Origin of the sequence: Microbacterium testaceum (assembly GCF_020781835.1) — a bacterium.
Taxonomy (GTDB): domain Bacteria; phylum Actinomycetota; class Actinomycetes; order Actinomycetales; family Microbacteriaceae; genus Microbacterium; species Microbacterium testaceum_H.
In genome coordinates this window covers 19,658-41,032 of sequence record NZ_JAJGNJ010000011.1, presented here as the reverse complement: position 1 = coordinate 41,032, position 21,375 = coordinate 19,658, and the positions used below count along the sequence as shown (strand labels likewise).

The 21,375-nt window shown below is 70.4% G+C and carries 18 protein-coding genes and 1 tRNA gene; 10 read left to right on the top strand and 9 right to left on the bottom strand.

Annotated features, from left to right (window positions below; genetic code table 11):
• Nucleotides 1-6: 6 nt before the first annotated feature.
• Nucleotides 7-1,977 (top strand): phosphate ABC transporter substrate-binding protein PstS, encoded by a 1,971-nt coding sequence (locus LL239_RS14830; RefSeq protein WP_228164219.1) that lies wholly within the window; start codon nt 7-9, stop codon nt 1,975-1,977.
• 7 nt (nt 1,978-1,984) lie between these two features.
• On the opposite strand, the gene LL239_RS14825 is transcribed toward LL239_RS14830, so the two are convergent.
• The gene (locus tag LL239_RS14825; RefSeq protein ID WP_228164218.1) at nt 1,985-3,382 is read right to left on the bottom strand and encodes a threonine/serine exporter family protein; all 1,398 of its coding nucleotides are present in this window, start codon (nt 3,380-3,382) and stop codon (nt 1,985-1,987) included.
• A 178-nt stretch (nt 3,383-3,560) separates the two neighbouring features.
• On the opposite strand from LL239_RS14825, the gene LL239_RS14820 reads away from it, so the two are divergent.
• The 7 genes from LL239_RS14820 (at nt 3,561) to LL239_RS14790 (ending at nt 10,976) form a co-directional block, all read left to right on the top strand.
• Nucleotides 3,561-4,847, top strand: coding sequence for an aspartate kinase (locus LL239_RS14820; protein ID WP_228164217.1), 1,287 nt, complete (start codon nt 3,561-3,563; stop codon nt 4,845-4,847).
• A 182-nt stretch (nt 4,848-5,029) separates the two neighbouring features.
• Nucleotides 5,030-6,100 carry an aspartate-semialdehyde dehydrogenase gene (locus tag LL239_RS14815; RefSeq protein WP_228164216.1) on the top strand — a complete coding sequence of 357 codons (1,071 nt, stop codon included), beginning with the start codon at nt 5,030-5,032 and terminating at the stop codon, nt 6,098-6,100.
• A gap of 101 nt (nt 6,101-6,201) precedes the next feature.
• The gene (locus tag LL239_RS14810) at nt 6,202-7,674 is read left to right on the top strand and encodes a malate:quinone oxidoreductase (RefSeq protein ID WP_228164215.1); all 1,473 of its coding nucleotides are present in this window, start codon (nt 6,202-6,204) and stop codon (nt 7,672-7,674) included.
• Between the two features lie 7 nt (nt 7,675-7,681).
• Nucleotides 7,682-8,287: a thymidine kinase gene (locus LL239_RS14805; RefSeq protein ID WP_228164214.1), complete on the top strand. Its 606-nt coding sequence runs from the start codon at nt 7,682-7,684 to the stop codon at nt 8,285-8,287.
• A gap of 39 nt (nt 8,288-8,326) precedes the next feature.
• The gene (galE, locus tag LL239_RS14800; RefSeq protein ID WP_228164213.1) at nt 8,327-9,370 is read left to right on the top strand and encodes a UDP-glucose 4-epimerase GalE; all 1,044 of its coding nucleotides are present in this window, start codon (nt 8,327-8,329) and stop codon (nt 9,368-9,370) included.
• A 50-nt stretch (nt 9,371-9,420) separates the two neighbouring features.
• Nucleotides 9,421-10,158, top strand: a complete 738-nt coding sequence (locus LL239_RS14795; RefSeq protein WP_228164212.1) for a FadR/GntR family transcriptional regulator — start codon at nt 9,421-9,423, stop codon at nt 10,156-10,158.
• Entirely contained in the window at nt 10,155-10,976 is an 822-nt protein-coding gene (locus LL239_RS14790; protein ID WP_228164211.1) for a siderophore-interacting protein, read from the top strand. Before LL239_RS14795 ends, LL239_RS14790 begins: the two co-directional genes overlap by 4 nt.
• Before the next feature lie 12 nt (nt 10,977-10,988).
• On the opposite strand, the gene LL239_RS14785 is transcribed toward LL239_RS14790, so the two are convergent.
• From LL239_RS14785 to LL239_RS14765, 5 genes are all read right to left on the bottom strand, one after another.
• Nucleotides 10,989-11,762, bottom strand: a complete 774-nt coding sequence (locus LL239_RS14785) for an HAD-IIB family hydrolase (protein WP_228164210.1) — start codon at nt 11,760-11,762, stop codon at nt 10,989-10,991.
• A gap of 75 nt (nt 11,763-11,837) precedes the next feature.
• Nucleotides 11,838-11,911 (bottom strand) — tRNA-Pro (locus LL239_RS14780).
• 158 nt (nt 11,912-12,069) lie between these two features.
• Complete coding sequence (locus LL239_RS14775) at nt 12,070-13,587, bottom strand: hypothetical protein (RefSeq protein WP_228164209.1); 1,518 nt, start codon at nt 13,585-13,587, stop codon at nt 12,070-12,072.
• A 114-nt stretch (nt 13,588-13,701) separates the two neighbouring features.
• The gene (locus tag LL239_RS14770) at nt 13,702-14,625 is read right to left on the bottom strand and encodes a metallophosphoesterase (RefSeq protein ID WP_228164208.1); all 924 of its coding nucleotides are present in this window, start codon (nt 14,623-14,625) and stop codon (nt 13,702-13,704) included.
• The gene (locus LL239_RS14765; RefSeq protein WP_228164207.1) at nt 14,622-17,318 is read right to left on the bottom strand and encodes a transglycosylase domain-containing protein; all 2,697 of its coding nucleotides are present in this window, start codon (nt 17,316-17,318) and stop codon (nt 14,622-14,624) included. The genes LL239_RS14770 and LL239_RS14765 overlap by 4 nt, the downstream gene beginning before the upstream one ends.
• Before the next feature lie 107 nt (nt 17,319-17,425).
• On the opposite strand from LL239_RS14765, the gene LL239_RS14760 reads away from it, so the two are divergent.
• Nucleotides 17,426-17,644 carry a hypothetical protein gene (locus LL239_RS14760; RefSeq protein ID WP_026095616.1) on the top strand — a complete coding sequence of 73 codons (219 nt, stop codon included), beginning with the start codon at nt 17,426-17,428 and terminating at the stop codon, nt 17,642-17,644.
• Entirely contained in the window at nt 17,641-18,108 is a 468-nt protein-coding gene (locus tag LL239_RS14755; RefSeq protein WP_228164206.1) for a RidA family protein, read from the top strand. Before LL239_RS14760 ends, LL239_RS14755 begins: the two co-directional genes overlap by 4 nt.
• Nucleotides 18,109-18,114: 6 nt before the next feature.
• Here the strand turns inward: LL239_RS14755 and LL239_RS14750 are convergent, their stop codons facing one another.
• The 3 genes from LL239_RS14750 to LL239_RS14740 all read right to left on the bottom strand — a co-directional run bounded on the left by LL239_RS14750 (nt 18,115) and on the right by LL239_RS14740 (nt 21,300).
• Nucleotides 18,115-19,218, bottom strand: a complete 1,104-nt coding sequence (locus tag LL239_RS14750) for a cytochrome b/b6 domain-containing protein (RefSeq protein WP_228164205.1) — start codon at nt 19,216-19,218, stop codon at nt 18,115-18,117.
• 326 nt (nt 19,219-19,544) lie between these two features.
• Nucleotides 19,545-20,513, bottom strand: a complete 969-nt coding sequence (locus tag LL239_RS14745; RefSeq protein ID WP_228164204.1) for an electron transfer flavoprotein subunit alpha/FixB family protein — start codon at nt 20,511-20,513, stop codon at nt 19,545-19,547.
• Nucleotides 20,514-20,523: 10 nt separating this feature from the next.
• Nucleotides 20,524-21,300, bottom strand: a complete 777-nt coding sequence (locus LL239_RS14740; RefSeq protein WP_228164203.1) for an electron transfer flavoprotein subunit beta/FixA family protein — start codon at nt 21,298-21,300, stop codon at nt 20,524-20,526.
• Nucleotides 21,301-21,375 lie beyond the last annotated feature (75 nt).

Here is a 21,375-nt window from a genome sequence, read left to right as displayed (position 1 = left end):
CGCCGGATGCGCCGCCCGTTCGCTTTCGCCGTGGCGGCTGCGGTGGCCACGGTCGTCCTCCCGGGCCCCGGGTCGTGGGCGGCCGTCGATGCGTACGCCCCCCTCAGCGGCTCGGGGTCGACCTGGGCGCAGAACGCCGTCGAACAGTGGCGTCGCGACGTCGCCGAGCTCGACGGCCTGACCGTCTACTACGCCGGCAGCGGGTCGACGGCCGGTCGCCGCGACTTCATCGACCAGACCGTCGACTTCGCCGTCACCGACATCCCGTTCCAGACCGCACCCGAGGACGGGTCGCTGCCCGAGACGCCCACGTCGTCGTTCGCCTACGTTCCGACCGTGGGCGGCGGTCTGGCGCTGATGTACAACCTCCGGATCGACGGCGAGCGGGTCACCGACCTCCGCCTGCCCGGTGAGGTCGTAGCGGGGATCTTCTCCGGCGCGATCACCCGGTGGAACGATCCGGCGATCCGGGCCGACAACCCGGGGGTGGCGTTGCCCGACCGCGCCATCACCCCCGTCTACCGCGCGGACGCCAGCGCGACCTCGCTGCAGCTGACGTCCTGGATGGCCGATCGCTACCCCGAGGTCTGGACGAAGGGGGCGAGTTCGCAGTTTCCACCGGTCGCCCCGCCGTTCACCGGTCAGAGCGGCTCGCTCGGGGTCGCCGGGTTCGTGAGCCAGAGCTACGGCGAAGGCGCCATCACGTACGTGGAGAACGCGTACGCGATGGCGACCGGGTTCCCGGTCGCCAAGGTCCTCAACGACGCGGGTTACTTCGTCGCGCCGACGCCGGCAGCGGTGTCCATCGCCCTGCAGGACGCTCAGATCCGCGCGGACGGATCGCTCGATCTCGCCGCCGCCGGCCGCAGCACGGATCCGCGTGCCTATCCGCTCCCGACGGTGTCGTACACGGTCGTGCCGACGCAGACCACCCGGATCTTCACGGCGGAGAAGGGCCGATCGCTCGCCCGCTTCCTCGCGTACGCGCTGTGCGCCGGTCAGCAGCGCGCCCCCGGCCTCGGGTACGCGGCCCTTCCCCTTCCGCTCGTTCGGAACGCGGCCGCGCGGGTCGCCGACATTCCCGGCGCGTCCGGGCCGGTCGATCTGAGCAGCTGCGCGAACCCGACGTTCGCCTCCGGCGACACGGACTCCGACACCGTCCTTCTGCGCACCGCCCCGATGCCACCGACAGCCGACAAGCGCGCCGGCGTCGTCGCTCTCGGCGACCTGACCGAGGCCCGGCGCACGATGACGATCACCCTCGTCGACGGTGGTCCCCGCGCGCGGCTGGATGCGGGGCCGACGTGGGCCGGTGCGACGCTGCGCGCGGGGACCTTCACCCCGACCACCACGCTGGGACAGACGACCCTGGATGCCACGGGTGTCGCCGTCGTGACCCTGCCGCCCACGGCGACGCCGGGCACCGTCGTGCCGGTGTACCTCGCTCAGAGCGACGGCACCGTCGCGGCCTGGAATGCCGTGACGATCCCCGCGGCGGGGTTCCCGCAGCGGACGACCGGAGACCTGGTCGCGACGGTCACGGCATCGGGCCTGTTCCAACTGTCCGCTCCAGCGGCGACCGTGGTCGACTTCGGCGACCTCCGGCGCGAGGTGACCTCGGCCGCTCGGGCGCTGGGTCGTTTCACCATCACCGACGATCGAGAGACGCTCTCGGGGTGGAGCCTGCAGATCGCCGTCGCCGACTTCGTCTCCGCGGCCGACCCGACGACGACGTTCCCCGCTTCGGCCCTGGGTTACGCCCCGGAACAGGTCACTCTCCCCTCGGGCGTGGCGTTCTCGGACGCGCAGGAGGCCGGCGCGGCGGTCTACCCCGCGGTGCTGGCAACGGGTGAGCCGGGCACGTCGACGGCGCTGGCGGGAGCGACCCTGGACGCCGCGCTGAGCCTGCGTGTCCCGAAGGACACCCCCATCGGCTCCTACCGCTCGACGCTGACCCTGACGCTCATCGCCCGCTGAACCGGCGCTACCGCCGCGCCCGAGCCCGAGCACGCACCACGCTCGACAGCGTCGCGCGCACCGGCTGCCCGAGGTAGATGCCGAGCGAGGCGCCCACGGCCAGGGCGATACCGATGGTCGCCGCGCCCGCGAGGGTCGTGACGCCGGTCATCAACACCGCGGCGTCGTCGCCGGACTCCACGATGCCGAGGAGTCCGCGGAACACCGCCGCTCCCGGCACCATGGGCAGGATCGCGGCGGTCGTGATCGCCACCGACGGCACATGCAGGCGGTAGGCCACCACGACGCCGATGAAGCTCGCGACGAACGCGCCGACGCCGCTCGCGGCGGCCACCTCGAACCCCACGCCCGAGGCGGCGATGTACCCGAGCCACGCGATGATGCTGAGCCCCGCGCTCACGAGCACGATGCGGGCGCCCGCACCGTTGTAGATCGCCACGGCGACCGCGATGACCGCGGCGCCGACGAACTGCACGGGCAGCGGGCCGAGCGGGAGCGCCGTCGACGGCGGCGACATCCCGAGGCCCAGAACGCGCACGGTCTCCAGGCCCGCGAGGATGCCCAGCACGACGCCGAGCGTCTGCGTCGTCAGCTCGAGGATGCGCCCGGTCGCGGTGAGCGCGAAGCCGTCGATGGCATCCTGGGCCGCCCCGACCACGGTGAGTCCGGCGAGCATCAGCACGATCCCGGATGCCACGATCACCGAGGGCCGGATCGCCGCGGCCGCGTCGAGCCCGGTGTAGCGCAACAGGGGGGAGAGCGCCGCGACGACGGTGATCACGAAGCCTCCGGCGATCTGCGCGAAGAAGTACGGCACGCGCACCCGGGCGAGGAGGTACTGGGTCGTGGCGGCAAGGGCCGCGGCGACGAACGAGAGGATGAGCGCCAGCCAGTTCGCGCCGAACATGATCGCGACACCCAGGGCCAGCGTCGCCTGGGCGCCGACGACGGCGGCCGGACGGTACCGGAACGGCAGGCGCCGGATCGCGCGGCATCGGGTGATCGCGGCCTCGAGTTCGAGACCGTCGGTGATCTCGCTCACCAGCGCCTGCAGCCGCTGCAGCTTGGCGTGATCGGGCACCGAGCCGCGGACGACGCGGAGCAGGGTCGTGGGGTGCGCCGCCCCGGGCAGGCTGTGCGCGATCGTGATCGAGTTGTACGTGACGTCGACGTGCACCGGATCCAGACCGTACGCTCCGCACACGCGGACGATGGTCAACGTCACCTCGTTGGCGGGCGCCCCGACCACGAGCATCGTCTCGCCGATGCGGATCGCGAGGTCCAGGATCCGGGTGGCCAGCCCCTCATCGATGACCGTGAGGAGTTGGGTCTCCGGCGCGAGGGTCTCGTCGGCGTGGACCAGACGCCGCAGCGACGACAGCCATCGAGCGGGGGTGGGGGACATCCGCAGCGCTCCCAGGGGCAGAGGGTGGAACCCCACGATCCTAACCGCGCAGGACCGTGCGTCCCGCGGACCGCATGGCGTCGGCGGCATGCGGGCGCCTCTAAGATGAACCTTCGGGCGTGGCATCCGAGCGCCCCGTCGTGGCATCCCGACGCCCGTTCCTCCCGGAGTTCCCCTCATGGCGCTGATCGTCCAGAAGTACGGCGGTTCCTCCGTCGCCGACGCCGAGAGCATCAAGCGCGTCGCCAAGCGCATCGTCGACACCCGGCGCGCCGGCCACGAGGTCGTCGTCGCGGTGAGCGCCATGGGCGACACCACCGACGAGCTGCTCGACCTCGCCGGGCAGGTCGCCCCGATCCCCGCGCCGCGCGAACTCGACATGCTCCTGTCCAGCGGCGAGCGCATCTCGATGGCGCTGCTGGCGATGGCGATCCACTCGATGGGCTTCGAGGCCCGTTCCTTCACCGGCAGCCAGGCGGGCATGATCACGGATGCCACGCACGGCGCGGCCCGCATCGTCGATGTGACCCCCGTGCGCCTGCGCGAAGCGCTGGACGAGGGGGCGATCGTCATCGTCGCCGGCTTCCAAGGCTTCAACCGCGACACCCGCGACATCACCACCCTCGGTCGCGGCGGTTCGGACACCACCGCGGTCGCGCTCGCCGCGGCGCTGAACGCCGACGTGTGCGAGATCTACAGCGACGTCGACGGCATCTTCACCGCCGACCCGCGCGTGGTGCCCTTGGCCCGCAAGCTCGACCGCGTCTCGAGCGAAGAGATGCTCGAACTCGCCGCCAACGGCGCCAAGGTGCTGTACATCCGCGCGGTCGAATACGCCCGCCGCCACGGCGTGCTCATCCACGCCCGGTCCACATTCAGCTCGAGCGAGGGCACCTGGGTGCTCGACGCCTCGAAGAAGTCCCCGCTCGTCCCCGAGGGAGCCACCATGGAAGAGCCCATCGTCGCCGGCGTCGCCACCGACCTGAGCCAGGCGAAGATCACCGTCATCGGCGTGCCCGATGTCCCCGGCAAGGCCGCCGACATCTTCAAGATCGTCGCCAAGTCCGGTGCCAACGTCGACATGATCGTGCAGAACGTCTCGGCCGCCGCGACCGGCCGTACCGACATCTCTTTCACGCTGCCCAAGACGGACGCCGCGACCGCGCTGAAGGCCCTGGCCGGTGAGCAGACCGACGTCGGGTTCGAAAGCCTCGTCCACGACGACCAGATCGGCAAGCTCTCGGTGGTCGGCGCCGGTATGCGTACGCACTCGGGTGTCTCCGCGACCCTGTTCGAGGCCCTGAGTCTCGCCGGCGTCAACATCGAGATGATCTCGACGTCCGAGATCCGCATCTCGGTCGTCGTGCGCGGCGTCGACCTCGCCGAGGCCGCCCGTGTCGTGCACACCGCCTATGGCCTCGACAACGACATCGAGGCGACCGTCCACGCCGGCACCGGGCGCTGAGCCGCCCCCCCCCCGGTCCTGCTTCCCGCGCGCGAGCGCACGACTCCTGCAATTCGGCGGCTTTCGGTCGTGATCTGTCCGTCACGGACCGCCGCGCAGGAGTTCGACGCACCCCGCGCGCGCTACCCTGTCCCGAACGCCGTCGTCTCGGCATCCATCACCGCATACCCGAGGTACTTCGCATGACCCGCATCTCCGAATCCGGAATCTCGCTCGCCGTCGTCGGCGCCACCGGCCAGGTCGGCTCGGTGATGCTGGAGATCCTCGCGGAGCGGTCGTTCCCCATCCGCGACCTCCGCCTGTTCGCGACCGCTCGCTCGGCGGGCACGGCGCTGGACTTCGGCGGTCACGCGATCGTCGTCGAGGACGTCGCCACGGCCGACCCGTCGGGCATCGACGTCGCGCTGTTCTCGGCCGGGGCCACCGGTTCGCGTGCGCACGCGCCCCGCTTCGCCGAGGCCGGCGCGCTCGTCATCGACAACTCCAGCGCGTGGCGCATGGACCCTGAGGTCCCGCTCGTCGTCAGCGAGGTCAACCCGCACGCGATCGCCGAAGCGAAGAAGGGGATCGTCGCCAACCCGAACTGCACGACGATGGCCGCCATGCCGGTCCTGAAGGTCCTGGATGCCGAGGCCGGCCTCGAGCGTCTCATCGTGAGCACCTACCAGGCGGTGTCGGGCTCCGGCCTCGCCGGAGCACAGGAACTCCTCGGCCAGGTCGAGGGTGTCCTCGCCCAAGGCGATGTCGAGCGCCTCGTGCGCGACGGCTCGGCGCTGGACTTCCCGAGCCCGGAGAAGTACGTCGCCCCCATCGCCTTCGACGTCATCCCGTTCGCGGGCAATCTCGTCGACGACGGTCTCAACGAGACCGACGAGGAGAAGAAGCTGCGCAACGAGAGCCGCAAGATCCTCGAGCTGCCCGACCTCCGCGTCGCGGGCACCTGCGTGCGCGTCCCCGTCTTCACCGGCCATTCGCTGAGCATCAACGCCGAGTTCGGCCGTGACATCACGCCCGAGCGTGCGCGCGAGCTGCTCGCCGACGCCCCGGGTGTCCGGCTCGAGGAGGTGCCGACGCCGCTGCAGGCCGCGGGCACCGACCCGAGCTACGTGGGCCGCATCCGCGCGGACCAGTCCGCTCCCGAGGGCAAGGGCCTCGTGCTGTTCATCAGCAACGACAACCTCCGCAAGGGCGCCGCGCTGAACGCCGTGCAGATCGCCGAGCTCGTCGCGCAGGAGCTGTCCGCACGCGCCTGAGGATCGGCATCCGGATGCCGCAGGGGCCGTCGTTGTCTCGACATCGAAGCGACCGATCTCTCGATGTCGAGACACCTTCGCCCGCCACCTAGAATCGACGGGTGACCGAAAACGTCGACGTTCTCCTCATCGGGGGCGGCATCATGTCCGCCACCCTCGGCACGATGCTGAAGGATCTTCAGCCCGATCTGAAGATCGCGGTGATGGAGCGACTGAGCGATGTCGCGCAGGAGAGCTCGAACGCCTGGAACAACGCCGGTACCGGCCACGCCGCCCTGTGCGAGCTCAACTACATGCCGGACAACCCTGGCGGCCCGCTCGATCCGGCGAAGGCCGTCACGATCAACGAGCAGTTCCAGCAGAGCCGTCAGTTCTGGGCCTCGCTGGTCGCCGAGGGGGTTCTCGACGAGCCGTCGACCTTCATCAACCCCACCCCGCACATGACGTTCGTGCGTGGTGAGAAGGATGTCGCGTACCTCCGCAAGCGGTACGAGGTGCTCAAGCAGCAGCCGCTGTTCGCCGGCATCGAGTACAGCGAGGATTCGCGTGTCATCAACCAGTGGGCACCGCTGCTCATGCAGAAGCGCCGCAAGGGCGAGCCCTTCGCCGCCACCCGCGTCCCCGCGGGCACCGACGTCGACTTCGGCTCGCTCACGCGCCAGCTCTTCGCGGGTCTGCGCGAGAAGGGCGTCGAGGTCGTCACCAACCACGAGGTGAAGAAGCTCAAGAAGCGCAAGGACGGACGCTGGGACGTCACGTACCGCCACACCATCGGTCACACCCCCGGCACGATCACGGCGAAGTTCGTCTTCGTCGGCGCCGGCGGGTGGGCCCTGAAGCTTCTGCAGCGGTCCCGCATCGACGAGATCAAGGGCTACGGCGTCTTCCCGATCGGCGGGCAGTGGCTGAAGACCTCCAACCCCGCGATCGTCGCCCAGCACAAGGCCAAGGTGTACTCGCAGGCGTCCGTGGGCGCGCCGCCCATGTCGGTCCCGCACCTCGACACCCGCGTGGTCGACGGTGAGACCTCGCTGCTGTTCGGTCCCTTCGCGACGTTCAGCCCGAAGTTCCTGAAGAACGGCTCGATGCTCGACATCGTCACCCAGGTGCGTCCGCACAACCTCCTCCCGATGCTGAAGGTCGCCGTCGACAACCCCGGCCTCATCAAGTACCTCATCAGCGAGCTGCTGAAGACTCACGCGAAGAAGGTCGACAGTCTGCGCGAGTTCATGCCGACGGCCAAGGCCGAGGACTGGGAGCTCCTCGACGCCGGTCAGCGCGCGCAGGTGATGAAGCGCGACAAGGACAAGGGCGGCGTGCTGCAGTTCGGTACCGAGGTCGTCACCTCCGCCGACCACTCGATCGCCGGGCTGCTCGGCGCCTCGCCGGGCGCCTCGACGGCGGTGTCGATCATGCTGGGGCTCATCAAGACCTGCTTCCCCGAGCGCATGCCCGAATGGGAGCCGCGTCTGCGAGAGCTCATCCCCAGCTACGGTGAGACGCTCAACACCCGTCCCGAGGCGGCGCGTGCCGAGCTGGATGCCACGGCTCGGGCGCTCGCCATCAACGCCTGAGGCACCCGTGGCGAAACTGTACTTCCGCTACGGGGCGATGAACTCCGGGAAGTCCACGGCCCTGCTGCAGGCGGCGTACAACTACGAGGAGCGCGGACAGCGGGTGCTGCTGGCCAAGCCCGCGATCGACACGAAGGGCGCGGACCAGATCGACAGCCGCCTGGGCGTGTCGCGACCGGTCGACTTCCTCGTCGGTCCCGACGACGATCTCCGTGCCGTCTTCCACGACGCGGCCGGTAAGGCACCCGTTGCGTGCCTGCTCGTCGACGAGGCGCAGTTCTTCACCGCCGGGCAGGTCGACGACCTCCTGCGCATCGCGGTGCTCGACGGCATCCCGGTACTCGCGTACGGCATCCGGACGGACTTCCGTACCGAGGCGTTCCCGGGGTCTGCGCGGCTGCTCGAGATCGCGCACAGCCTGGAGGAGCTCAAGACCATCTGCCGCTGCGGACGGAAGGCGGTGTTCAACGCGCGGCTGGTCGGCGGTCGCTTCGTCTTCGACGGTGACCAGGTCGCCATCGACGAGGCCCAGATCGCCGGCGACGTGACGTACGAGTCGATGTGCGCCGCGTGTTACCTGCGAGAGTCCGGCGGGCGGCTCGACGGGCGCTGAGCGGCGGTGCGTGTCGGTCACGGCCGATAACCTGGACGTATGCGCGTACTTCTCGCCGGCGGGGCCGGATACATCGGAGCACACACCGCCGTCGCCCTGCTGGATGCCGGCCACGATGTCGTCCTCCTCGATGACCTCTCCGGCACGCACGCCGTCGCCGCGGAGCGCGTCGAGCGCATCACGGGCAAGCCCGCACCGCTGGTCGTCGGAGACGCCGCCGACGAGTCCGTCGTCGCCGCAGTGTTCGATGAGCACGGACCCATCGACGCGATCATCCACCTCGCCGCGTTCAAGGCCGTGGGGGAGTCCACCCAGAAGCCGTTGGAGTACTACTCCAACAACCTCGACACGACGTTCGCGCTGCTGCGCGTCGGCATCGCCCGCGGCATCCGATCCTTCGTCTTCTCCAGCACCGGAACGGTGTACTCCGACCCTGCCGACCTTCCCTTCACGGAAGAGTCGACGACGAGCGTCGACCTGTCGAACGCGTACAGCAAGTCGAAGCGCATGAACGAGGTCGTCCTCGCGGACGTCGCGCGCGTGAACCCCGATCTGAACGTGACGGTGCTGCGGTACTTCAACCCGGTGGGCGCGCACCCGTCCGGTCTCATCGGTGAAGACCCGGCCGGCATCCCGAACAACCTCATGCCGTTCGTCTCCCGCGTCGCGATCGGCACGCTCGACGAGATCGGCGTCTTCGGCGACGATTACGACACCCCCGACGGCACCGGGCTGCGCGATTACATCCACGTCGTGGACCTCGCCGAGGGGCACGTCGTGGCGCTCGAGCAGGCGCAGCCCGGACACCAGGTCTTCAACCTCGGCACGGGTCGCCCGGTCAGCGTGCTCGAGCTCGTCTCGTCGTTCGAGAAGGCCGTCGGACACGAGCTGCCCAAGAGGATCCTCGCCCGCCGGCCGGGTGACGTCGCCGCGACGTACTGCGACCCCACCAAGGCCGCCGAGGTGCTCGGCTGGCGCACGCGATTCACGATCGACGACGCCTGTCGCGACTACTGGAACTGGCAGACCCGTAACCCCGCGGGTTACGCAACCCCCGCCGAGGCCTCCTCCCCGCGGGCGTAGGGTTGTGTGGTCAGGCCACACACGCGCCTGACACGACGAAGGGGATGCCCGTGGCGGATTCCGCGTTGCGCGCGTGGCAGGTGGTGCTCGAGCGGATCGAGGGCGACCTGCGGGAGGGACGACTCTCGCCCGGTGATCGGCTGACGCCGGAGCGCGAGCTCGCGGCGCAACTGGGCGTCGGCCGCTCCAGTGTCCGAGAGGCGATCCGGGTGCTTGAGGTGCTCGGTGTCGTGCGGACGGCCACCGGGTCCGGCCCGTCGTCGGGCGCGATGATCGTGACGACCCCTCGGGGTGGACTCGCTGCCTTCCTGCGGCTCCAGGTCGTGGCCAGCGGCTTCCCGCTCACCGACGTGGTCCGCACGCGCATCGTGCTCGAGTGCGACGTCGCAGAGACGCTCGCGGGTGCCGACGCCGACCTCGCGGAGATCCGCGGCATCCTGGATGCCATGGATGCCGACGGCCTTCGCCGCGAAGAGTTCCTCGCCCTCGACGCACGCTTCCACCAGGCTCTGGCGGAAGCGTCGGGCAACGCCGTGATCGCCGCGATGATGGCGGGACTGCGCAGCTCGATCGAGTCGTACACGCAAGCGGGTGCCGCGTTGCTGGACGATTGGCGCGCGACCTCCGAACGGCTGCGGGCCGAGCATCGTGCGGTCGTCGACGCGGTCGCCGAGGGTGAGGCGTCCATCGCCCGCGACCGCATCCGGGCGCATATCTCCGGTTACTCGTCGCAGGTCGCGGACGCGCTCCGCGCGCGGAACGTCGCCGACGGGAGGGATGCGGCATGAATGAGCGTCCCGCGCGTCCTCCGCGCCCTCAGCACGTGCTCGAGGTCGTCTCGACCGAACGTCTCACGCCGCACCTCGTGCGCGTGCGCGCGCGGGGGACCGATCTGTCGGCGTTCCACGAGAGTCCGCACACCGATCGCTACGTGAAGATCACGTTCGTGAAGCCGGAGTTGGGTCTGGAGCCTCCCTACGACATCGCGGCCCTGCGCGCGACGCTCGCACCCGAAGACTTCCCCGTGACCCGTACGTACACCGTGCGCGCGGCCGAGGGGGACGAGCTCGTGATCGACTTCGTCGTGCATGGCGAGGAGGGGCTCGCCGGTCCCTGGGCGGCGCGGGCTCAGCCCGGTGATCGTATGGTCGTCTCCTCGCCGGGTGGCGGGTATTCCCCCGATGCCGAGGCGTCCTGGCATCTGTTCGCCGGCGATGAGTCGGCGCTGCCCGCCATCGCGGCGGCGCTCGAAGCTCTGGGGCCCGATGCGCGCGGCGTCGCGTTCCTCGAGGTCGCCGGCGCCGCCGACGAAGTTCCGCTGGCCGCGCCCGAAGGGGTGGCGGTCGCGTGGCTGCACCGCGGCGAAGTGCCGGCCGGGACCTCCGGCGTCCTGGTCGAGGCCGTTGCGGCATGGCCGGTACCGCAAGGGCGCGGACAGGTGTTCGCACACGGGGAGCGCGAGGCCATGAAAGCGCTGCGCGAGGTGTTCTTCTCCGCGTGGGCACTCGAGCGCGCCCAGGTGTCGCTGTCGGGCTACTGGGCGTACGGCCGCACCGAGGATCGTTTCCAAGCCGAGAAGCGCGAGCCGATCGGCCAGATCCTGTGAGTCGGCGGGCGGTCAGTCCCGCGCGGGCAGCGTCGGGATGAGCGCCTCGAGGTAGTCGGCCGTGTCCTCCCAGCCGTGCACCGCATGGCACTCGACGCCCATGGCGAGCACGGGGTAGTCGTTTCCATCGGGGTCGAGCCGGTCGCCGACGAAGAGCATGTCGTCGAGGTCGATGCCCGTCGCCTCGGCGAGCTGGCGCATCCCGTAGGCCTTGTCGATGCCGCGGTGAGTGATGTCCACCGACGTCGATCCGCCCGAACGCACCTCGAGATCGGGGATGCGTGCGGCCACGGCCTCGCGCAGGCTGTTCTTCTTCTCGCCCGTGGGGTCCCACGCCATCTTCGCTTCGAGCGGGGCCTTCTGCCCGAGGGCGGAGAACGTGATCTGCGAACCGCGGTCCTCGAGGATGTCTCCCCACGGCTCCGACTCCCACAGGCCGAGACGCTCGGCCTCTTCGCGGACCGCCGTGAGAGCACGCGACTTCTCGTCGTCGGTCAGCGAGTGGGCGTAGACGGTCTGGATGCCATCGCCACCGAGGCGGTAGTACTGCGTCCCGCAGGTGGGCATGAGGTGCAGGTGCGACAGCAGGTCGGAGGCGGCCTCCGGCAGGCGCTCGACGACCTGGGTCTTGAACTGCTGGAGCTGGCCGCCGGAGATGATCGCGACCTCGACCCGCTCGGCCAAGGCGAGAAGCAGGTCGCCGATGCGCGGATCGATCGCCGTCTTCGACGGGGCGAGCGTGTCATCGAGGTCGAAGGCGACCAGTCGGGGCGAGGTGTCGGACACGATGCTCCTGAGGGCGGGTGAGGTCGGTATCTCGGTACACGAGAGGCCCCATCCGAAGATGGAGCCTCTCTGCGGTCGGGGTGACAGGATTTGAACCTGCGGCCTCGTCGTCCCGAACGACGCGCGCTACCAAGCTGCGCCACACCCCGTGGCCAACCCTGCAAGTCTACCCCGTCCGCGGCCGTGCTCCGAACCGGGGCGTCGGGCGGGCGCGTCGCTCGTCAGCACCCGGGGGCGGGTCGCTTGTCGAGCCGCCGGGGTGAGCGCGTCACGATCGAGATAGGGCGCCCACCCCGGGTGCGGTCGTTCAGGCGCGGGCGATCGATCGCCGGCGGCTGCGTGCGATCGCAATCACGGCGATGCCGACGGCGATGCTCGATCCGGCGAGAATGCCGGCGGGCGCGAGAGCCGCCTGAGTGGTGCCGGTCACCGCGAGGGAGGTCGCCGGGGGCTCTGCGGCCGGAGGTGGGACGAGCGTCGGCGTGGGGGTCGGCGTCGGGGCATCGGCCGGCGGCGGCGGGGCCACCAGCTGTTCGGTCTGCGCGGGTGTGGCGAAGCGCTCGACCCAGCGGTAGTGCGTCGGGAGATGAGGGATGGTCGCAGCATCCTGGTCGGCGCGCTCGATGCTCCAGACCGCGGTGTACACACCGGGGCCGGGGAGCGGTTGATCGGTCGTCGCCGTGTAGGTTCCGGCGCCGACGGCAGGGTCGGTCGTGACCTCGAGATGCGCGACGGGCTCGAGCCCGGCGGGGATCTCGGCGGACTCGGCGGGGAAGGCTCCCGTCCGATAGAGGCCCGCCCGGGCGCGCAGTTGCACGAACGTCCCGTCGGCATGGCGGGGCCAGACACCTTCCCCGGGGGAGAGCGTCACCTCGTCGACGAAGCGACCGTCCTCCAACCGTGCCTCCGTCCGAACCCGGGGCGAGAACCGGACGGGGCGAGCCGTGGCATCCTCCGCCGTCAGGTCGAAGCGCACCGGGTCGGCCGGGCCAGCCGACTCCTGCTGGCCGGGAGTGCTGAAGTAGCGGATCGCCGCCGCCCGAACCGTGAAGGCACCGCGGGCGGTCACCGTGTACGGGCTTCCGTCGTTGCCCGCGGGCGGCGACGCCAAAATCGGGTAGGACACACCCGGCGTCACCTCGGAGCGGTCCGCCGAACCGGTGTCGGCGAAGACGGCACCATCGAGGTGCAGACCGCCCACGGCGTCCGGGTCGACGTCCGCGGTGACGGTTCCGCGCGTCGGGTCGTCCGCGTCGGTGGTGAGCTCGAGCTCACCTCCCACACGGGGCACGCGGACCGCGGCTGCCTCGGTGAGATACTGCTCAGCGCGATCCTGGACAGCCGCGCTATTCTCCGGACTGGCGCGACGCATGATGTAGTCGATCGCCTCACGCAGTGAATCGCCTTCGTACCCCCACGAGTGCAGGGTCGTGTCGCGGTCGACGATCGCCTTCACCGCCCACCCGACGCTCGCCGCCTGCACCGGGTCGTCGGTCTGGCCGTATGTGGTGACGAGGTGGTTGATCGACGCGAGCTGTTGCGCGGTGAGTCCGTCGACCTCCGTCCGTACGCCCAGGTCGGTCGTGGGGCCCGTCGCCACCGGCAGGCCCGGATGGATGCAATAGGTGTGAACGTCGCCGACGCGCATGGAGCCGTGCCATCCGGTCGACGACAGAGGTGCCCAGGTGCCGAAGCCGGTTCCGCGCTCAGCGGCGTGGGCGGGGGCTGTGACGAGCGCGGGCGTGGCCAGGATGCCGGTGGCCGCGAGGATCAGGGCCAGGGCTCCGAGTCGGTTGCGGCGCCGTCGCGGGGAAGGTTGGTGCATCGAGTGTCCCTTCGGTCGAGGAGACTCGATCATGCGATTGCGGTGCGTCTCCGCGACGGCCGAAAAGGCCGACCCGTGGACGGATCGATCCTTCGGTAGCCCGGGGAGGAGAGGTCAGCGCGGCAGCAGCGTCAGCAGCGTGGCCTCAGGACGGCACGCGAACCGCACGGGGGCGTAGATCGAGTGTCCGAGGCCGGCGCTGACATTGAGCGGTACGGTTCGACCGCCGTGGCTCCACTCACTCAAGCCGCGTGCCTGATCCAGCGGCAGGTCGCAGTTGGACACGAGCGCCTTGCGGCTGAACGGCACCCGCACCTGCCCGCCGTGGGTATGCCCGGCCAGCAGCACGTCGGCACCGAGGTCGATGAAACGGTCGAGCGTCCGCCGGTAGGGCGCGTGCATGACACCGAGCGTGAGGTCGGCATCCCTCAGCGTCGACAGCACCGGGGGGATGAGCTCCGGCTTGTCCCAGTTACGGTGGGCGTCGTTCACGCCGAAGGCGGTGATCCGCAGACCCTTCACGTCGACCGAGACCGCCGTGTCGTCGAGGATGCTCCAGCCGAGGTCGTCGGTGAAGAAGCGGTCGAGTGCGTCGACGTCCAGGTGCTTGTGCACGGGCGGGTTGCCCGAGGGGCCGAGGAAGTAGCGCAGCGGGTTCCGCGGCGACGGCTCTTGGAAATCATTCGATCCGTGGACGACGAACCCGGGCACCCCGCGCAGCGGCGCAAAAGCCGTCCGTATGCCCTTCAGTCCGTCGCGATGCCCCAGGTTGTCGCCCGTGTTGACGACGAGGTCCGGCGACAACTCCGCCAGGCGAGCCATCCATTCCTGTTTGCGGTGCTGCCAGGGCGCCATGTGGGCGTCCGAGACGTGGAGCACGCGGACGACATCGGAGCCTTTGGGGAGCACCCGTAGGGCGTGATAGCGGACGGTGAACAGATACCTCTCGATGCCCGTTCCCCACACCGCGGCGCCGACAGCGGCCGCCCCCGCGACCCCGAGGGGCGCGAGGGCGGCCTTTGCGAGAGGACCCGTCACGGGCAGTCCTTCGCGACGATGTCCAGCGTGACGTTGGTGCTCTTGTTCGCGGAGGAGTTCGCCGCGGGGTTCATCCCCGTCACCTCGCCCTCCGCTGGGGCCGACTCCTCCTCGCGACAGGCGCCGATCGAAACGGTGCCGTAGCCGGCCGAGAGCAGCGTCGCCCGTGCGACGTTGACGTTCTGGCCCGTCACGTCGGGAACCGTCCCGCCCTGCCCGTTACCCGGACGGATCGTGATGGTCGAGCCTGCCGCGGCCGTCCCGCTCGGGCTCTGTTCGGCCACGCGGTCGCCGCCGACCTCCGCGTCGACCGGGTCGCCCACGGTCACGTTGAAGCCCGCGCGATCCAGGATCGAGGTCGCTTCGTCGATGCTGCGGCCGACGACGTTGGGGACGTCGCGCTGCACCGTGCGGAGCAGGTTCTGCGCGGGGTCGGGGAAGCGGTCACCGCCGTAGAACTCGTCCGCTGCCCGTTGGACGTCACGCGCCAAGGTGTACCGCATGTCGCTCAGACGGAGCCCGTTGGAGTAGCGGCCGAAGAGGTCTTCGTCACCGTCCCAGTTGCCCACCCACACGGCGGTGGTGGCGTTCGTGGACGACTCGACCATCCAGGTCTGGAAGCCCTCGTGCGTACCGGTCTTGCCCATGACAGGGGTGCCGTCGCCGGGGTTGGCCGACTGACCGGTGCCGCCGCCGGTCATGACGCCCTGAAGCGCGTACGCGGCGGTCGCGGCGACCTCGGGGGTCAGCACCGTCTCGCACGTGCGCTCCGGGATCGGGCGCTCGGCGCCGTCGGCATCCGTGACCTTGTCGATGACCTTCGGCTGGCAGTGGCTGCCGCCGTTGGCGACCGCGGCGAAGGCGCCCGCCATGGCGATCGGGGAGACGTTGTCGCTACCGATGACCTCGTTGGCGTTGGCCATCAGGATCTCTTTGCCGTCACCGGTGGTGACGCCGAGCTTCTTGACGACCTTGGCGATGTCGCACAGGTCCAGCTGTGCGGCCATGGCGAGGTATCCCGTGTTCAGCGAGTCGCGGGTGAACCGCATCGGGGTGCCGTAGTAGCCGGGGTTGTTGGCGAAGTTGTTGATGCGCACGTTGCCCTGGTTGATCCAGTCGCCCTGGCACGAGTTCTTCATGTTCGGCACCGGCTGCAGTCGACCGTTGAGCTGTTCGTTCAGGGAGTGGCCCTTCTCCAGCCAGTCCACCAGCGTGAACAGCTTGAACGTGGAACCGGCGTTGAAGCCGATCGAGCCGCCGTTGGTCGAGTCGCCCGCGAAGATGATCGAGTTGTACGACGGGTCGGACTGCGCGAGGTCGGGGTCCTGCGTGAACTTGGTGTTCTGCGCGATCGCGAGGATGCGGCCGGTCTTGGCCTCGGTGCTCACCGCAGTGGCGCCGAACTTCATCCCCTCGAGGCTCTGCGGCGTGTTCTCGTCCATCGTGGCCTGCGCGGCATCCTGCACTCGCCAGTCGAGCGTGGTCTGGATGGTGAGCCCGTCCTGGCGCAGCGCGCGCACGCGGTCGTCGGGCTCGGCGCCGAAGGCGGGGTCGTTGAGGATCGTCGAGACGACGTACTGGCAGAAGTACGGCGCCCGTGACGATCCGCAGCCCTGGTCGGTCGGCGTGATCTGGGGCGAGATCGGCTCGATCGCGAACTGCACGTACTGCTCGTGCGTGATCTTGCCGTCGGCTTCCATGCGGCTGAGGACGTAGAGCTGACGGCCCTTGGTCTCGCTGTAGCCGTCGGCGGCGGCGACCAGCTGCTCCTGCGAGATCTCGCCGTTGTCCCGCAGCGTGTAGAGCGCCTGGATCGTGCTCTGGTCGACGTCGTCGATGGAACCGTCGGGCTGCTTGTTGTACGCCGTGCCGTCGTTGTCGAAGATCGAGCCCTCGGCTCGGTCGATGCGGAAACGGTTGGGGTTCTGCACCATGCCGGCGAGCGTCGCGGCCTGACCGATGTTGAGCTGAGATGCGGGCACGTTGAAGTAGTACTTGGCCGCGGCATCGATGCCGTAGGTCACACCGCCGAAGTTGGCGATGTTCAAATAGCCGAGCAGGATCTCGTCCTTCGTGTACTGCTTCTCGAGCTGCACCGCGTAGCGCATCTCCTGCAGCTTGCGCTGATACCCCTCGATGCCCTCGGACTGGATGGCCTCGAGCGCGCACTGCTGCAGCGCCTCGTCGCGCGTCATCGCCGGCTCGTCGTCCGTGGCCTCGACCGCGCGGGCATCCCGCTCGCAGCGCTGGACGAGCACGTTCTTGACGTACTGCTGGCTGATCGAGGATCCACCCTGCGTCTCGCCGCCCGCGGCGTTGCTGAGGAGGGCGCGGGTGGTTCCGATGAGGTCGACGCCGCCGTGCTGGTAGTAGCGCGGGTCCTCCGAGGAGAGGATCGCGTCGTACATGACCGGGTTGATCTGGTCGAACGTCACCGGGGAGCGGTTCTGGTCGTAGAACTTCGCCAGCACCTGGTCGCCGGCCATCAGCGTCGTCGGCAGCATGAGCTGGTCAGGCTCCAGGTAGCTCGGCATGTTGTCGAAGATCGTGATCGCGCTCGACGCCGCCAGGCCCGAAACGGCGATCGCCGGGGTCACTGCCGCGGTCACGAGGACGCCGGCGGCCGCGCTCAGGCCGACGAGGCCGACGATGCCGCCGAGGGCACCGCTGGCCGTACGTTTGTTCTCAGGCATAGGCTTGATGCTAAGCGACGTTGCTGGGCGATGCCTCGAAGGCGTGCGCTCGCGCGTACGCGTCCACCCTCTCGCTCGACCGCCGAGCCGACCCGCCGGGAGCCCCGATGACCACGTGGGAATACCTCACCACGCCGCTGCTGATCCATAACACCGCCGCGATCCTCAACAACTGGGGCAAGCAGGGGTGGGAGCTCGTCCAGGTCGTCACCGGCCCCGAGGGCGGCCTGGTCGCGTACTTCAAGCGCCCCGTCGGCGGGGGAGAGGCCAACGCCGGCCTCGGTGCCGCCGCCACTGCCGCGCGCCAGTTCGAGGGCCAGCAGTGAGCGTCTCGGAGCGCCTCGGGGCGCTGGGCGTCGAGCTCCCCGGAGTCGTCCCGCCGGTCGCGGCCTACATTCCCGCGAAGCGTCACGACGACCTCGTCTACACCTCCGGGCAGTTGCCGATGGTGCAGGGAGCGCTCCCCGCGACGGGCAAGGTCGGCGAGGGCGACGGACTCGTGTCGCCGGCGGATGCCAAGGCCTACGCGCGCCAGTGCGCTCTCAACGCCCTCGCGGCGGCGGCGTCTCTGGTCGGCGGTGTCGACAACATCACCGGTGTCCTGAAGATCACGGGGTTCGTGGCATCCGTTCCCGAATTCACCGGGCAGCCGGGCGTCATCAACGGCGCGAGCGAGTTCCTCGGCGAGGTCTTCGGCGATGCCGGTGCGCACGCGCGCTCCGCCGTCGGCGTGCCGGTGCTGCCCCTGGACAGCCCGGTCGAGGTCGAGGTCGTCTTCACCGTCTCCTGACCGGCGTCACCGCGTCGCGACATCGCCGAACAGGCGCGCGATCGGCGCGAGCACGAGCGGTCGCGCGGCGATCCACGCCGCCGCGATCACCGCGAGGGATGCCGCGAACAGCACGATCCCGAGCCACCCGGCGCCGTCCTGGGCCGCGTACATGTGGTTGAGGTTTCGTCGCGCGCCGGTGGCGAGCACGAGTCCGACGTGGACGACCGTGAACGCGACGAAGAACAGCATGACGGGGTAGTGGACCGCGCGAGCCCATTCGATCGGGTAGGCGCGGTTCAGGCGGGCGGAGTCGCGCGGCCAGACGCTCGACATCCGGATGCCGGACACGATCGCCAGCGGCGCGGCGACGAAGGTGATCGCGAAGTACGACAGCTGCTGCAGCGCGTTGTAGTTCACCCAGCCGTTCTCGGTGGGCCAGTCGAGCGATACGTACTGCAGGGCGGCGCTGATCGCGTTCGGGAGGACCTCCCACGACGTCGGGACGATCCGCATCCACTGCCCGGTCGCGCACAGCAGCACCACGAACAGCACGCCATTGACGACCCACAGCACGTCGAGCGCCTGGTGGAACCACAGGGTCAGGCTGATCCTGCGTTTCGGGTCGCGCCGCGGCGACCAGAAGGCCAATGGTCGGGTCTGGTGCCGCACCTGCACACCGGATCGCACGATCAGCACGAGGAAGAACGCGTTGAGGAAGTGCTGCCACCCGAGCCACGCCGGCAGACCGACCGGTGCGGTGTCGGGGGGCGGATACTCGCCCGGGTACGCGGCGAAGAACGCCTCCAGGGGCGGGGTGCTGACGAGCCATCGCGTGAACAGCACGACCATGCCCGCGGTGACGGCGAGGGCGATCATGCCGAGGACGGTGAAGCCGAGGCGGCGGGGCTCAGCGATGGCCGGCTGCCGTTCGTGTCCGAGACGTTCGGCGCGCAGAGCGCTCCACCGCTCCGATGACGCCGTCGGGAAGACGGTCCGGCGCACGCGCAGGGGCGGACGGGGGCCGGTGAGGGCAGCGGGGTCGACGGATGCCGCGGGCGCGGCGTTCGGCACGGGTTGGGCGGCGGCGCGCCGTGCGGAGGCGGGCGGCCACGGCTCTCCGCCGGGCACGCGCGGGAGTCCTCGCCGCTGGCCCGGTGCTGACACCCCGGGTGCGGTGGCGGTGGCGGCCTCATCCGTGGTTGCGAGGTCGGGGCGCGCGCCGTCCCGCGGGGTTTCCGCGGAACTCGCCGTCGGGAGCCGGTCGGCGGCGGTGTGTCGGGCATGAACTCCGCCGGACGGCACGGCCCCGCCCATGGTTGGCACGGCCTCGCCCATGGTTGGCACGGCCTCGCCCATGGTTGGCACGGCCTCGCCCATGGACGGCACGGCCTCGCCGGACGGTGGCCACGGCTCCCCGCCCGCCACACGCGGCAGGCCCCGGCGCAGCACGGCGTTCACGACCGCCTCGCCTCCAGTGCCGCGATGGCCTGCGGCACGACCGCGAAGACGTCGCCCACGATGCCGAGGTCGGCGATCGCGAAGATCGGCGCCTCGGGGTCCGTGTTGACGGCGATGATCGTCTGCGCGGTCTGCATCCCCGCGCGATGTTGGATCGCACCGCTGATGCCGAGCGCGACATACAGCCGCGGCGACACCGACACCCCGGTCTGACCGACCTGGGCCGCAGCGGCGACGTAACCGGCATCCACCGCCGCCCGGGAGGCTCCCACGGCGGCGCCGAGCGCATCCGCCAACTGCTCGACCAGGGCGAACCCCTCGGCGGAGCCGAGACCCCGCCCGCCCGAGACGACGGCCGCGGCGCTGCGCAGCTCCGGGCGGGCCGAGGGGGCGTCGGCGGGTTCGATCTGGTCGACCGTCGCTGCGGGCGCGCCCGAGGCAGCGACGTCGAGCGTTTCGACCGGGACCTGCGGCACCGCGGCGGCGCGCGCGTCGAACGCCCCGGGCCGCACCGTGACGACGAGAGCGCCGAACGTGGAGGCCGACGTCACGTCGAACGCGCCGCCGAAGACCGAATGCCGTGCGAGGACGCCCTTCTCGTCGCGCTCGATGCCCACGGCATCCATCGCGAGGGGCAGGCGCCGCCGCACCGCGAAACGTCCGGCGGCGTCGCGTCCGTCGACCGTGTGCGGGATCAGCACCGCGGCGGGCGACACGCGCTCGAACGCGGCGTCGAGGACGTCGACGACCGGGCCGGTGAGGGCGGTGGGATCGCCGGCCGCCACGAGCACCCGCTCTGCTCCGGCTGCGACGGCCCCGTCGACGACGGCGGTGCGCTCGCCGTCCACCACGACGAGCGCGACCGCCGTGCCGATCGTGCGCGCGGCGGAGATCATTCCCGCGGCGGAATTCGCGAGCGCGCCCGCGGGAGTCGTCTCCAGAAGGACCAGGATGGAGTCGGTCATGGTCGCCCCCTCATACCAGCCGGTTCTCGACCAGGAACGCCGCGAGTCGCTCGCCCGCGTCGCCCTCATCGACGATCACCGTGCCGGCCGCGCGCGGCGGTCGCGCGGCGACAGCGGTCATGATCGACCACGGTGCCCGCGCCGGGTCGGCATCGAGACCGAGATCGGCCAGGGTCAGCGTCTCGTAGGGCTTCTTCTTGGCGGCCAGGATGCCTTTGAACGTGGGGAAGCGTCCGTCCGGCAGTGCTTCGGTGACGGAAATGACCGCCGGAAGCGGTGCCGACACCCGTGCCGTCGCCGATTCGGTCGCGCGTGTGCCCGACACCTCGCCGTCGCCGATCTCGAGCTTCGACAGCGAGGTGGCGTGCGGCACGCGCAGGTGCTCGGCGAGCATCGCAGGGAGCGCTCCGCCGGCCCCGTCGGTGGAGAGGTTGCCGGCGACGACGAGATCGAAGCCGATGCGTCTCAGCGCCGCCGCGAGCACCTCGGCCGTCAGGGAGAGGTCGGCGCCGCGCAGAGCGTCGTCGACGACGTGGACCGCGGCGTGCGCGCCCATCGCCAGCGCCTTCCGCAGCGTCGGCACCCCGGCATCCGGTGCCATCGAGAGCACGACCACCTCGGCATCCGGATGCGCGTCGGCGTGGGTCAGGGCCGCTTCGACGGCGCGCTCGTTGATCTCGTCGAGGACGTGGTCGCTGTCCCCGCGCCGCGTCAGGCCCGTCTCCGGGTCGAGCGAGCGCTCGCCCCAGGTGTCGGGCACGTCTTTCACCAGGACCACGATCTTCATCGATCTCTCCTCGTCCGATCCCGCCGCGTCGCGGGACCTGTCGTCGGCCCCGGGTGCGGGGCCCATCTCACCGCC